A 14188-nucleotide genomic window follows, 5' to 3' on the forward strand; every position below is an offset into this window, starting at 1 on the left:
ATTTGGGTCTGTAGCTCAGTGGGTTAGAGCGCACCCCTGATAAGGGTGAGGTCGGAAGTTCAAATCCTCCCAGACCCACCATTTTTCAATATTGATTCAACATGAGGTAATAGGGTTTTTAGGTGTGGCTTTTGGTGTGTTGTTGTCCGGTTGTGCCACCATAACAAAAGGGACTACGGATACCTTGCAAGTGACGGTAAGTAACTGCGGAGAGCCTATCGAGTGCACTGCCAGCAATAAAAAGGGCAGTTGGCCTTTTACGGCACCAGGCCCGGTGATATTCAAGAACAGCGATGATGATTTGAACATCGTGTGTCAAGATGGTGACAGCGTGATTACGCAAAGGGTTTCTCCGGTCCGAGGTGAGATGGCCTAGGGTAATGTGGTATTCGGTGGCATAATTGGCGGTGGGATAGATTCTTTAACTGATGCCCACTGGGATATGGTGGATTCAATATCTATCCATAGAGCAAATTGCTTAGGGAAGCGGGTGGAATGATGGTTGGTTCTGGGCCATAGCACAGATAGGATGGTGTACGCGAGAGTCTCTGGTGGTTGACCCGCAAGCGGGTTTTAGCGGTTGGTTTGAGCTCACAAAGAGTAGTGACGAATGGCGAAAATTGATGAGCTAAGGGATGATATCGCCCTAAAGGTCCAAACTGCTAATGATGTTCATCGGTACGATAGTGGTTACCGTTGGTGGGCTTGTTGATCTGTATTTGTCTGCAAGTAATTGAACTATTTTTGTAGCGGGGGCTATTGTAATTGCATAGCTTTTGGGAGTATACTTAAATCTGTTTTTCAGTATCTGGCGGTTTATTGGAGATTTGTGATGAACTGGCAATTTATAGTGCTTTGTGGTGTAGTAGTGGCGTTTGCGGTTTTTGTAGCGTTCTACAATCACCGGCCAAAAGCCAGTTGAAGCCCGATAAGTAAATTTCCGTAGCGGGGCCATAGCTCAGCTGGGAGAGCGCCTGCCTTGCACGCAGGAGGTCGGCGGTTCGATCCCGCCTGGCTCCACCAGCCTTGTTTGTGTTTGTGGCTGGCACATGACTGATTTGCAGAGTTATAAACGCAAACTGATGAATCTCATTGGTTTGCGTTTATAACTTGCGGTTTGTATCAAACGATATAGACTTTGTTCTTTTACAACTAGGGTAGTCAAAGGCGCGCGCAAGCGCGAATTTGTTAATGTTATTCACATTATTATGTGTGTTTGAAGTTTGAATGCACTACGGCAAATTCCGTAAGCGCGGGTACCAAAATGTACGTTGCACAATGTACTCCGTACATTTTTTTTATAAATATTTTTATATTTTGCATTTTTATGTTGCATAACTCTTCGAGAGTTCAAGCTAAATGTAACTTTGAGAGGTTATTTTGATAAATTAGTTTATTGAAGTTAGATAAACCTAAGACCTTTTGGGGTTATATGATCAAGCACAAAAGCGCATACGGTGAATGCCTAGGCGATAAGAGGCGATGAAGGACGTGGTAGTCTGCGATAAGCCCTGGTAAGCTGACAAACTAGCTTTGACCCAGGGATTTCCGAATGGGGAAACCCACCTGACCACTCAATTATTTTGAAACAATGTATTACGTTTACGTTTTACAAAATGTGGATGATGACGATGATTTCTATCTTGGTTATAGTTCCGATTTAAATGCTGGATTGGAAGCGCATAATGTAGGAAAAAATCATCTGCGCGAGAGAAATCTTGGCGTATCGTGTATTACGAGTCATATGTCAACAAGCGAGTGGCCAAATTACGTGAACAAAAGTTAAAACGAAATAGACGCATGAAAACACTTTTGTTACAGCGTATTAAGACCCAGTTTAATCAGAATGATTGAGTGGTCAGGTATCGCACGCTGAATACATAATGCGTGCGAAGCGAACCCGGGGAACTGAAACATCTAAGTACCCGGAGGAAAAGAAATCAACCGAGATTCCCTTAGTAGCGGCGAGCGAACGGGGAACAGCCCTTAAGCCCGACTTCTTGTAGTAGAAGCAACTGGAAAGTTGCACCATAGAGAGTGATAGTCTCGTATACGAAATGAGTGGCCGGGTGAAATCGAGTAGGGCGGAGCACGAGAAACTCTGTCTGAACATGGGGGGACCATCCTCCAAGGCTAAATACTACTTATCGACCGATAGTGAACCAGTACCGTGAGGGAAAGGCGAAAAGAACCCCTGTTAGGGGAGTGAAATAGAACCTGAAACCGTATGTGTACAAGCAGTGGGAGCCTGTCTTCGGATGGGCGACTGCGTACCTTTTGTATAATGGGTCAGCGACTTAATTTCAGTAGCAAGGTTAACCTTTATGGGGGAGCCGTAGCGAAAGCGAGTCTTAATAGGGCGTTGCTTTTATTAGCATGAAGTTGCTGGGATTAGACCCGAAACCGGGCGATCTAGCCATGGCCAGGTTGAAGGTCGGGTAATACCGACTGGAGGACCGAACCAACTTATGTTGAAAAATGAGTGGATGAGCTGTGGTTAGGAGTGAAAGGCTAAACAAGCCCGGAGATAGCTGGTTCTCCCCGAAAACTATTTAGGTAGTGCCTCGTGTTTCACTTCTGGGGGTAGAGCACTGTCATGGCTAGGGCCGCATCTAGCGGTACCAACCCATTGCAAACTCCGAATACCAGAAAGTGCAATCACGGGAGACAGACGGCGGGAGATAAGTTTCGTCGTCGAGAGGGAAACAGCCCAGATCGCCAGTTAAGGTCCCTAAACACATCTCAGTGGGAAACGATGTGGAAAGGCTCAGACAGCCAGGAGGTTGGCTTAGAAGCAGCCATCCTTTAAAGATAGCGTAATAGCTCACTGGTCGAGTCGGTCCGCGCGGAAGATATACCGGGGCTCAAGGTGTGTACCGAAACTGCGAATGCTATCCACATCTTCGGATTGGGTAGCATGGTAGGGGAGCGTTCCGTAAGCCGTTGAAGGCATGTCGTGAGGCATGTTGGAGGTATCGGAAGTGAGAATGCTGACATGAGTAGCGATAATGCGGGTGAAAAGCCCGCACGCCGAAAGCCCAAGGTTTCCTGCGCAATGCTAATCAGCGCAGGGTGAGTCGACCCCTAAGGCGAGGCCGAAAGGCGTAGTCGATGGGAATCAGGTTAATATTCCTGAACCGAATATAACTGCGATGGGGTGACGGAGAAGGCTATATTGGCCGGGTGTTGGTTATCCCGGTTTAAGCGCGTAGGTTGGGTGCCCAGGCAAATCCGGGCATCCGTTAAGACTGAGGCGTGATGACGAGCGCTTTTATTAGCGCGAAGCAATTGATGCCATGCTTCCAGGAAAACCCTCTAAGCTTCAGGTTATATTCGATCGTACCCCAAACCGACACAGGTGGGCGGGGTGAGAATCCTAAGGCGCTTGAGAGAACTCTGGTGAAGGAACTCGGCAAAATGACACCGTAACTTCGGGAGAAGGTGTGCCTCTAGTAGGTGAAGGGCTTTGCGCTCGGAGCCGAGGGAGGTTGCAATAAAGAGGTGGCTGCGACTGTTTACTAAAAACATAGCACTCTGCAAACTCGCAAGAGGAAGTATAGGGTGTGACGCCTGCCCGGTGCCGGAAGGTTAATTGATGGGGTTAGCCCTTGGGCGAAGCTCTTGATCGAAGCCCCGGTGAACGGCGGCCGTAACTATAACGGTCCTAAGGTAGCGAAATTCCTTGTCGGGTAAGTTCCGACCTGCACGAATGGCGTAACGATGGCCACACTGTCTCCACCAGAGACTCAGCGAAATTGAACTTGCTGTGAAGATGCAGTGTACCCGCGGCTAGACGGAAAGACCCCGTGAACCTTTACTACAGCTTCACACTGGACTCTGAACAAGTATGTGCAGGATAGGTGGAAGGCTTTGAAGCGGAGACGCCAGTCTCTGTGGAGCCACCCTTGAGATACCACCCTTGCTTGTTTGGGGCCCTAACCGAGGCCCGTTATCCGGGTCCGGGACCATGTGTGGTGGGTAGTTTGACTGGGGCGGTCTCCTCCCAAAGAGTAACGGAGGAGCGCGAAGGTACTCTAAGCACGGTCGGAAATCGTGCGGTTAGTGTAAAGGCACAAGAGTGCTTGACTGCGAGACAGACACGTCGAGCAGGAACGAAAGTTGGTCTTAGTGATCCGGTGGTTCTGTATGGAAGGGCCATCGCTCAACGGATAAAAGGTACTCCGGGGATAACAGGCTGATACCGCCCAAGAGTTCACATCGACGGCGGTGTTTGGCACCTCGATGTCGGCTCATCACATCCTGGGGCTGTAGCAGGTCCCAAGGGTATGGCTGTTCGCCATTTAAAGTGGTACGCGAGCTGGGTTTAGAACGTCGTGAGACAGTTTGGTCCCTATCTGCCGTGGGCGCCGGAGACTTGAGAGGAGCTGCTCCTAGTACGAGAGGACCGGAGTGGACGTACCTCTGGTGTTCCGGTTGTCACGCCAGTGGCATTGCCGGGTAGCTATGTACGGACGGGATAACCGCTGAAAGCATCTAAGCGGGAAGCCCCCCTCAAGATTAGGTCTCCCTTCTGGCCACTTTCGGGTGGTCGGACTGAAGGGTCGTTGAAGACTACAACGTTGATAGGCTGGATGTGGAAGCGCAGTAATGCGTGAAGCTAACCAGTACTAATTGCCCGTGAGGCTTGATCGTATAACCCCAAGAGGTTTGACCTCGAATAGTTATATGCGGCAAAAGCAGTATATGCGCCGATGACTACCCTAAATTGTATTAACGGTCTGATGACTGTTGATACGCAAAACATATAAAGCAGTTTTAATCTGCTTTATGACCAGTTTGCCTGGTGGCAATAGCAAGCGGGAACCACCTGATCCCATCCCGAACTCAGAAGTGAAAACGCTTTGCGCCGATGATAGTGTGGGGCCTCCCCATGTGAAAGTAGGACACTGCCAGGCATTTAAACACAAAAAAGCCGGTCCTTGCGGTCGGTTTTTGTTTAAGATAGTTTATGTGTCTACTTGAACATGGAATGTGAAAATTTTGCCGGGAGCAAAATTTCGAGAGCGAAGCGAGTCCGCAGGACGCGTATCAGGATGATATGCGCAAAGTAGGACACTGCCAGGCAATTGTTCATGAAAACGCCTCAACCCGGCAGGGTTGGGGCTTTTTATTTACTGGCTTGATTCCAGATGAGGGAACCCTGAATTAATCAGAGTTTCACGTATGGATTGTCGGGTCAAGCTCGATAATGACAGGAAAAGACTCGCCACCCAATTTACGAAATTGCGCTGTAACTGTTTTATTCCGGTCTGCGATAGGTATTTTGATTCCTACTACTGGAAATAACAATTTGCCATAGTTGCATATGGCGGGCTCTGAACCCCCCCGCACAGGCGTGTAAGTAGTATTTCCACATACGATAAAACTGCTCAGAATACTTTTGTGCATAGTTTTGTTTTAGCTTAGTCCAGGCGTTATCAAAATTGTTAAACCAGGCCATTAGGGTGTGATCATAATCTGGTCCAAAATTGTGAACGTCTTCGATTATCAGATAGGGTTCGAGAGCCGCCGAAATCTGGCGTAGCGACGGAATTTCTCCATTGGGAAATATATACTTGACTGCCCAGGGATCCGCTCCGGGGCGGGAATCATTTTTTCCGATGGTATGTAGTAAAAACCGAGCGTTATTCTTTAAGCATTTTCTTGCAACATCCATATAAGTTCGATAATTTTTATGGCCAACATGTTCAAACATTCCCAGCGAAACGATGGCATCAAATTTGCTCCCCACATCACGATAGTCTTGCAGACGTATTTCGATAGGCAACCCTCGGCAGCGTTCAGTGGCCAAGTCTGCTTGCGCCTTGGATATGGTTATCCCCACAACTTCTACGCCATATTGTTGCGCGGCGAATTCCGCAAAACTGCCCCATCCGCACCCGATATCCAATATCTTCATGCCTTTTCTTAAACCAATTTTTCTGCACACCAAGTCAAGTTTATGTTTTTGCGCATCTTCAAGATTGTCAGCTCTGGCCCAGTAGCCACAGGTATAAACCATGCGTTCATCCAGCATCGCTACATACAATTCGTTTCCAATGTCGTAATGTTGTTTACCAACATGGAATGCTCGAGAACGCTTTTGAAGATTGAACAATTTGGCTTGAGCCCAAGTCGCAAAATTACTCAGGAACTTTTGACTTTCCCCGAGAGAGGTGCGCAGGATTAGATTTATGGTTTCATCGATTTGTTCGCAATCCCACCATTCATTCATATAGGCCTCTCCAAGGCCTAAAGATCCGTTAATCAGTACGTGTTTGTAAAAAGAGGGATTGAACACCTGTATATCCCACGGGTTGGGACCATTAAATGCAACGCCAGAACCTGCCAACAGTCGCTCAAGGCGCTGTTGTGCAAAACCACGATTATTATCTTCAAACTGCTCTGTTGTGAAATCAGACACGCCCACTTCTATCTATTGATTTGTGGAACTTTGAATTACTTGCCGTAATATTGCCCTATCTCGACCTATTGTGCAACGATCTGTATAGGTCCATCGCTTTTGGCGCTCCGATCCAAAAGGAGTGTCAAAGGTATATGGGCTTATACAGCATAGCCACAACGAGTTCGCGCAAGGCAACCGGGCCCACATCAGTAGCATGAGAACTTCTGGGGGGCTCCGCAATGCGTCTTGCCCGGTTTAGGGGTATCGCAAACACAGGTTTTACCACCACTTGAAAGGGTGCGGGTTTCGATTCAATATGTGCCATGAAAACATGTCTCAATCCCTGCTCAAATTGAACCAAAATTAATAACATAAATTCGAATAAATCAATTGATACAATAGAAGATATAGCAGTCAAAACGGACCATATCTTTACTTAAAACTCTGATCTTTACTTAAAACAATGAGTTTGGTGTGAGAAAAAAGGTCGTGCCAGGTGAGTTTGTTGTGGTGGAATAATGCCCAGATAAATCCCATGCCAATAATTGCCCAAGAGAGCATGGCCGAGATGAATCGCATCCAGGCCGCTCGCCAGGTTACGGCAGGTAAGCCTGTCTCGGACTGACTCGATGATTCAGTTGCAACTAACTTGATCCTCCAGGCGCGCATTCCCATAGTTTGACCACCGTGACACCAAAACCAACCGAAAAACAGGAAACAGATTGTGAGCAAATAGGCTAATCGAATAGTTCGTCCAAGGTCCGGATATATGTCGTCGGGAAGAAGTGGCACCGGCTGCCAGGCAAGGAACACCATGCATCCTAATAATATGGTGTCATAAACAATAGCCGCAAACCTGCGCCACAGAGGACAGTCAATATCAGAAGTCTCAGTTGGTGAATTCTTTTCGATTATTGAATTCATTTTAACCGATAAGTTCTTGTTTTTATTACAGTGTATGGATGTTTATGCACAATTTCAATTTTACGGAAACTGCCAGGGAAGTTTTGCCTAAAAGATAATACATAATGTAAATAGTCGTTGTAACTATCGGTAATTTAACAATTAGATGAATTTATCTAAATTATCACCAATTTTTCAATGATATTTTCCAGGCACGCATTTGCTGTAAATTTTAGCTTTATCCACAAAGTTATCCACAACCTGGCTATGCGTTTATGTGAACGCCCAAGTCAAATAGTCAGAAAATATTCCCATCGTCAGGGTATATTCTGTCAAGGTATATTCTTTAGGCGGCGAGTACCGCCGAAAACAGTGGCGAGCATGAAAATAGCACTCGCCCCGGCGACTATTGAGGGGCCCGTCGGCGTATCCCAGTAAAGCGATATCACCAATCCTGAGACCACAGCCAGGGTGCCGATGAGCATTGCAAACAGAGCCATTTGTTCTGGGGAAGTTGCAAATCGGCGGGCCGTAGCGGCTGGAATAATCAACAGCGATACGATTAACAAAATGCCCACGATTTGCATGGAAATTGCGACCACGAAGCTGAGTAAAACCAGAAACGCCAAGCGAATTTTATTTTCGTCAATGCCGTCAACCAGAGCCAGATCCCGTTGGATGATTAGCGATAATATTGGTGGCCATATCCAAAACAGTATACTCATAACCAGACCTCCGCCGATATATATCCAAACGATGTCCAGCCAGCTAATGGATAAAATATCGCCGAATAAATAGCCCATAAGATCCATTCGTAAAGCGGGCATCAAGCCAAGCATCAGAATGCCGAGTGCCAGGGACGCGTGTGCCAGGATGCCCATGGCGGTATCCGATGACAAATCTTTATAGCGGTTCATCAGCATCATTAAGCATGAAACGATGATACAAATCAGCAAGATCGACAAGTACAAATTAATTTCAAAATAAAGTCCCAAAACAATCCCGAGCAAAGCCGCGTGGGATAAGGCCGCGCCAAAATAGGACATTCTCTGCCAAACCACAAGGCACCCCAATGGCCCACAAATAATGGCGACCCCAATTCCACCCACAAGGGCGCGAACAAGGAACTCATCCATGGTTGTGCTCTTTTGTTTCCACGTTATTGTGGTGTGCAGGTTCAGCTTTGTGCACATCACCATGGAGATCGTGTTCGTGGTCATGGCGATGACGATAAATTCCCAGCTCCCCGGCATCACCGTGACCAAAAAGAGAAACGAATTCAGGATGCTGCTGGACATCTTGCGGCGTTCCCGAACAGCATAAATGACGATTCAGGCAAACCACTCTGTCGGTCGCTGCCATAACGATATGCAGGTTGTGGGAGACCAGCAGGACACCACAGTGAAAGGTGTCCCGAATCCACTGGATCAATGCATATAGTGCGGTCTGGCCGCTGATATCAACGCCGGAAGTAGGCTCATCAAGAATCAACAAATCGGGCTCATTCAACAAAGCTCGTGCCAGAACAACGCGACGCATTTCGCCGCCGGAAATATCCCGAAGCGATTTTCCCAGCAGTTTTTCGGCGCCAACGTGACGTAGCGCATCCACTAAGGCGATTCTATTTTTTGTTCCTGAAATTTCAAGAAAGCGTTGCACCGATACCGGCAAGCTCTCATCCAGATTCACCGCTTGAGGGACATAGCCTATGTTCAGGTTTTTCGCCGCCACCACCGAACCTTGATCTGGTTTGATTAGCTTCAAAGCGATTTTGATGAGCATGCTTTTGCCGGCGCCATTGGGCCCGATCATGGTCACAATTTCATTGCGCGATACCGTCAGGTTAATGCGTTCGAGGATGACTTCATCGCCCCGTTTCATGCCGATATTGTTCAGCTCAATCAGGGCGTCTGTTATTTCAGGCATCGGTTTGTCAATTTGGGTCGAAGTTACAGATTCTGGCATATTGGGCAAAGTCCCCGGATTTCCACAGTTTGCTGAGCCACTTGAAAACCTGAGCGGGCCGCTTGCCGGGTGATAACTTTATTAACGTTGGAGTCTTCCAGTTCTGCGATCTGATGACATCCCGTACAAATCAAGAACTGGCTGATATGGTCTTTGTCCGGGAAATGGCAACCCACATAGGCATTTAGGGATTCAATCTTGTGGATTAGCTGATTTTCCAGTAAAAAATCCAGCGCACGATAAACTGTTGGAGGTTCAGCATTGCGCTTTTCCCGACGTAGTGTTCTTAGCAACTCATATGCCAATACCGGTTTGTGGCTTGACCAAATTAATTCAAGTGTCTGTTGACGAATTCGGGTAAAGCGAATCTCTTTTTCGGCGCAGATATGCTGGGCTTTATTCAGAGCCGAATGGATACAAGCGTTGTGATTGTGTCGCTGAGCATAAAAACGGGTGGCGGGAAATTTTGCCATATCGTTGGTTGTATCGTTGGTTCTATCGTTAAATTGCGATAATAAGTCAGCGGAAAAGTATTATGTTATAGTATAACAATTAGTCAATACCTGCAACCAACTACCGCCACTAGCTAAATGCGTTGTGGACAAGTTGAAATTTGGTGACAATCTCTCCAGGCGATTTATGCGTCTCAAAGGCAAAAATTATGACGATACATTCAGTTTGGCACATTCACAAAAAATCAACCTGCACTTACACCTTATATGCTGTCCAGGCTTGTGTTGGATTATTGTTGTCAACACCGATCTGGGCCGGACCAAACGTGGCAGTATCCATTGCGCCCATCCATTCTCTGGTATCAGCAGTGATGGACGGTGTGGGGGTGCCTGAACTGCTGATTCCTGCGGGTCAGTCACCTCACGGCTACACGCTCAGACCGTCTTCGGTTAAGCATATTTATGGTGCCGATTTAATTATTTGGATCGGTCCAGATTATGAAATCGCATTGGCTGGCGCGATTGCCCAGGTCAGCAAAAGTAACTTAACTAAATCTCTTGAAAGTTTGCACGAATTACAAACCTATCCTGTTCGAGTGGGTGCTGTTTGGGAATCTAACGAGAATGAGAATAAAGACCATAATCATAAAGACGGGGCCTCTGCCAAACGCCAAAACAGGCACCAGGAAAAACAGCCGATATCTATTGATCCGCATTTTTGGCTATCCACTGCCAACGCTAAAACTATGGTTAATCTGTTTCGCGCCTGGTTAATATCCATTGATTCCGAAAATTCTGAAACCTATCAACGCAATGCCGAGCGCTTGATTTCGAGAATCAACATTCTGCACAGCCACTTGCGCCAACAGCTCAGGTCAGTAGAAACTATTCCATATATTGTATTTCACGATGCCTATCAGTATTTTGAAAAAGAGTTTAACTTAAACCAGGTGGGGTCAATCACCGTAAGCCCCGAAAGAACGCCTGGGGTTAAACGGATTCAGGCGTTAAGAAAAGTTATTATGGCTAAAGGTGTAAGATGTCTCTTTAACGAGCCCCAATTCGAATCGAGATTACTCCCAACCCTGATTGAAAACACCGGTGTCAGTCTGGGACAATTGGAACCACTGGGAACCGATAGTCAACCCGGTACGGAATTGTGGTTTGAGCTGATGACGGAATTGGGTAAATCATTGACTGACTGCTTAAAGTAGCCGTGCCGAAAGAGGGGGTCGAAAATCTCTTATCGTATTGGCTGTGATGTTCTCAACAAGGGTCGCGTATAGTCCTGTGATTATCTCGAAATATAGATTCAAGGCAACCTGATAAACCGATGCTAAAAACTGGTCAAAAACGAATAACGATAAAATAATGGCACTTGTTATATGAATTCAGGATAAAATTCGTTGCTGGAAATTTACCTCCGAAATCAGCTTTTGAACGATTAGTTCATTATCTTGGCTGACACAAAAATCAGAGTAGGGCAGAGAAACCAGAATATTATGAGCGTTGTTAAGCATGTTGCGATGAAACGCGGTCACCCCGGCCGTGGCCGCAAAAAATCTCGTGCGCTTCCTAAAGGTCGGCAGGTTGATGCCGACGCGCTGGCGCAGGTTCGCGCCTTGCTTGACCATCAGTTTGGTGAGCGGCCGGTGCAAAGGGATATGTTGATTGAGTACCTGCACCTGATTCAGGATCGGTACGGTTGCTTGTCGAGCGAACATCTTGCGGCGTTGGCCGACATTATGAAATTGTCGATGACCGAAGTCTATGAGGTGGCCACATTTTACGCACACTTTGACATCGTTAAGGAGGGCGAGGCGAAACCGCCGGCCACGACTATTCGAGTATGCGACAGTATCGCCTGTCAACTTGCCGGCGCCGATGCCCTGGTGGATGGCCTGGAAAAATCCGCAACCGCTGACATCAGAGTCCTGCGCGCACCGTGCATGGGTCGTTGCGAAATGGCGCCTGTTGCAGAAGTTGGGCATAATCATATTGGCCGCGCCACCAAACAGCAATTACTGGAAGCCGCTGCCAATGGCCTGACTGAGCCACATTCCCCTGACTATATTGACTATCAGCGCTACATCAAAGAGGGTGGATACAAATTGCTTAACTCATGTTTGTCTGATGAGCTTACCGCCGAGGACCTGATCGAAAAACTGGAATGTTCAGAATTAAAGGGATTGGGTGGCGCGGGATTTCCCACTGGTCGAAAATGGAATATCGTGCGCGGCTTTGACGGCCCGCGTTTGATGGCGGTGAACGCCGACGAAGGCGAACCGGGAACATTTAAGGATCGTTATTATCTGGAAACTGATCCCCATCGCTTTATTGAAGGCATGCTCATCGGCGCCTGGGCGGTAGATACCGAAAAATGCTATATCTATGTGCGCGACGAATATCCGGCGATTATCGCGTTACTTAAAACTGAAATTGACAAGGTGAAAGCGGCCGGGCTGGCTGATCACGTGGAAATCGAAATCAGACGCGGCGCCGGGGCATATATCTGCGGCGAAGAGTCGGCAATGATTGAGTCTATCGAGGGTAAGCGCGGTTTGCCTCGTAATCGTCCGCCATATGTGGCCGAGGTTGGCTTGTTTGGTCGGCCTACGCTTGAGAATAACGTGGAAACCTTGTTTTGGGTTAGGGACATTGTTGAACAAGGGTCGGCCTGGTTTGCCAATGCCGGAACCAATGGCTGCAAGGGTTTTCGCAGTTATTCGGTATCCGGCCGAATAAAAAACCCAGGCGTCAAACTTGCCCCGGCGGGCATATCCATTAAAGATTTAATCGATGACTATTGCGATGGCATGCTTGATGGCCATACCTTCAAGGCTTATTTGCCCGGCGGCGCTTCAGGCGGAATATTACCCGCTTCTATTGACCATGCGCCGCTGGATTTTGGCACTCTCCAGGAATACGGTTGCTTTATCGGCTCTGCGGCGGTGGTGGTGTTCAGCGATCAGGATAATATGAAGGATGTGGCGTTAAATTTGATGCGGTTCTTCGAGGATGAAAGTTGCGGTCAATGCACGCCTTGCCGGGTTGGAACGGAAAAGGCGGTCAAAGTCATGCTCAAACCAAAATGGGATGTGGAATTACTCGCTGATTTGAGCACGGTAATGACTGATGCTTCAATCTGTGGTTTGGGGCAGGCCGCTGGCAACCCGATAAACTGTGTGCTGAAATATTTCCCGGAGGATTTGTAATGCCAGCGCGTTTTTCCATAAATAAAATCTACAATGAGGATTGCGTGGAAGGCATGGGCATGCTCCCTGATGGCATGGTTGATTTGATTATTACTGATCCTCCTTTCGCAATTGATTTCAAAGCGCATCGCTCAAACTATAATCGAACACAAAACAGGGTGATGGCCGGGTATAGTGAGATTGCGGCTTCAGATTACTCGGTCTTTACCCTGTCATGGATGAAACAAGCGCACAGAGTACTAAAAGATACGGGAAGCATTTTTATTTTTTCAGGATGGAATAATTTGAAGGATATATTATTTGCAGCGGACGAAATTGGTTTTGTCACGGTTAATCATATTATATGGAAGTATCAGTTTGGTGTTGTGTGTAAACGCAAGTTTGTGACATCACATTATCACTGCCTGTTTCTATGCAAAAATGATGCAAAAAGAAAATTCTTCCCGGATTCCAGATATAACAAGAACGAAAAAACCGACAATGGCGGCAGCCGGCGTTACCAGGACATGGAGGATGTGTGGGTGATAAAGAGGGAATACTGGCGTGGTGATAAAAAGACCCCAACCAAGTTGCCAGCAGAGTTGATTAAAAAGATACTCGCCTACGCCAGCGAGAAAAATGACTTGGTGCTGGACCCTTTTCTGGGGTCGGGGCAGGTGGCTGTGGTCAGTAAGGAGTGGAATCGAAAGTTTACGGGTTTTGAGATCGTAAAAGAGTATTACCAGTTTGCGAAAGAGAGACTGGATAAAAACATGTATAGAATTCCCGACAAACCAGAAATCAAACAAATTGGTATTTTTTGAAATCAGCGTATGAATTTTGCAAAACTATCGCTCCTCAAACTTCAGGCAACAGAATTTTAAATTAAATCGGAGAGCAAAATGTCTGAAACAATAGCAATAGAGTGGTTGAAATCGCCGAATAAGACTGTTCAGCATATTCGAACGATATTCCCTAATGGGAGGTCGTTCGTTGGAAACGCTCGGGATCAAGCGGTAAGCGTATTTAAATATCTTGCCGAAAATCACCGCCTTGATTTTAGTGAACTAAACGAAAGGATAAAAACTGCCTTTGGTTGGGGTATAATTTTTTCTCGGAAAAAGCAGGGGCTGCATAAACCATATAATGTGGGGGTACGATGGGTGGTACTACGAGAGCGTAAAAAGTACGCCCCAGAAAATAATACATCTGTTCATTGCTTGTGAGATAGCCGGGGTTAATCTCAAAATGACGATGTTTCCTTGACC

10 protein-coding genes, 2 tRNA genes and 2 rRNA genes are annotated in these 14188 nt (G+C 47.0%); 9 read left to right on the forward strand and 5 right to left on the reverse strand.

Annotated elements, in window-relative coordinates; genetic code table 11:
* The first annotated feature begins 4 nt into the window (after window positions 1-4).
* The 5 genes from ACPXXB_RS05000 (at window position 5) to rrf (ending at window position 4916) form a co-directional block, all read left to right on the forward strand.
* Window positions 5-81 (forward strand) — tRNA-Ile (locus ACPXXB_RS05000).
* A gap of 10 nt (window positions 82-91) precedes the next feature.
* Window positions 92-376, forward strand: a complete 285-nt coding sequence (locus tag ACPXXB_RS05005; RefSeq protein ID WP_423910067.1) for a hypothetical protein — start codon at window positions 92-94, stop codon at window positions 374-376.
* 571 nt (window positions 377-947) lie between these two features.
* Window positions 948-1023: transfer RNA gene (locus ACPXXB_RS05010), tRNA-Ala, on the forward strand.
* A gap of 411 nt (window positions 1024-1434) precedes the next feature.
* Window positions 1435-4653 (forward strand): 23S ribosomal RNA (locus ACPXXB_RS05015).
* Between the two features lie 147 nt (window positions 4654-4800).
* Window positions 4801-4916: ribosomal RNA gene (rrf, locus tag ACPXXB_RS05020) — 5S ribosomal RNA — on the forward strand.
* Window positions 4917-5260: 344 nt separating this feature from the next.
* Here rrf and cfa read toward each other — a convergent pair.
* The 5 genes from cfa to ACPXXB_RS05045 form a co-directional block, all read right to left on the reverse strand.
* A complete protein-coding gene (gene cfa, locus ACPXXB_RS05025) occupies window positions 5261-6424 on the reverse strand; it encodes a cyclopropane fatty acyl phospholipid synthase (RefSeq protein ID WP_423910070.1) in 1164 nt (387 codons plus the stop codon).
* A 414-nt stretch (window positions 6425-6838) separates the two neighbouring features.
* Window positions 6839-7330: an RDD family protein gene (locus ACPXXB_RS05030; protein WP_423910073.1), complete on the reverse strand. Its 492-nt coding sequence runs from the start codon at window positions 7328-7330 to the stop codon at window positions 6839-6841.
* Between the two features lie 311 nt (window positions 7331-7641).
* On the reverse strand, window positions 7642-8445 hold the full coding sequence (locus tag ACPXXB_RS05035) for a metal ABC transporter permease (RefSeq protein WP_423910075.1): 804 nt from the start codon (window positions 8443-8445) through the stop codon (window positions 7642-7644).
* Window positions 8438-9226, reverse strand: a complete 789-nt coding sequence (znuC, locus tag ACPXXB_RS05040; protein ID WP_423910979.1) for a zinc ABC transporter ATP-binding protein ZnuC — start codon at window positions 9224-9226, stop codon at window positions 8438-8440. The genes ACPXXB_RS05035 and znuC overlap by 8 nt, the downstream gene beginning before the upstream one ends.
* 32 nt (window positions 9227-9258) lie before the next feature.
* Window positions 9259-9747: a Fur family transcriptional regulator gene (locus ACPXXB_RS05045; protein WP_423910078.1), complete on the reverse strand. Its 489-nt coding sequence runs from the start codon at window positions 9745-9747 to the stop codon at window positions 9259-9261.
* Window positions 9748-9935: 188 nt separating this feature from the next.
* Between ACPXXB_RS05045 and ACPXXB_RS05050 the strand changes: the two genes are divergently transcribed.
* The 4 genes from ACPXXB_RS05050 (at window position 9936) to ACPXXB_RS05065 (ending at window position 14146) form a co-directional block, all read left to right on the forward strand.
* Window positions 9936-10940 carry a zinc ABC transporter substrate-binding protein gene (locus tag ACPXXB_RS05050; protein ID WP_423910081.1) on the forward strand — a complete coding sequence of 335 codons (1005 nt, stop codon included), beginning with the start codon at window positions 9936-9938 and terminating at the stop codon, window positions 10938-10940.
* Between the two features lie 288 nt (window positions 10941-11228).
* A complete protein-coding gene (locus ACPXXB_RS05055; RefSeq protein ID WP_423910084.1) occupies window positions 11229-12941 on the forward strand; it encodes an NAD(P)H-dependent oxidoreductase subunit E in 1713 nt (570 codons plus the stop codon).
* Window positions 12941-13744: a DNA-methyltransferase gene (locus tag ACPXXB_RS05060; RefSeq protein ID WP_423910087.1), complete on the forward strand. Its 804-nt coding sequence runs from the start codon at window positions 12941-12943 to the stop codon at window positions 13742-13744. The genes ACPXXB_RS05055 and ACPXXB_RS05060 overlap by 1 nt, the downstream gene beginning before the upstream one ends.
* 78 nt (window positions 13745-13822) lie before the next feature.
* Window positions 13823-14146, forward strand: coding sequence for a hypothetical protein (locus ACPXXB_RS05065; RefSeq protein ID WP_423910090.1), 324 nt, complete (start codon window positions 13823-13825; stop codon window positions 14144-14146).
* Window positions 14147-14188 lie beyond the last annotated feature (42 nt).

Origin of the sequence: Candidatus Spongiihabitans sp., assembly GCF_965237845.1 — a bacterium.
In the GTDB taxonomy this organism is placed as follows: Bacteria; Pseudomonadota; Gammaproteobacteria; order Arenicellales; family Poriferihabitantaceae; genus Spongiihabitans.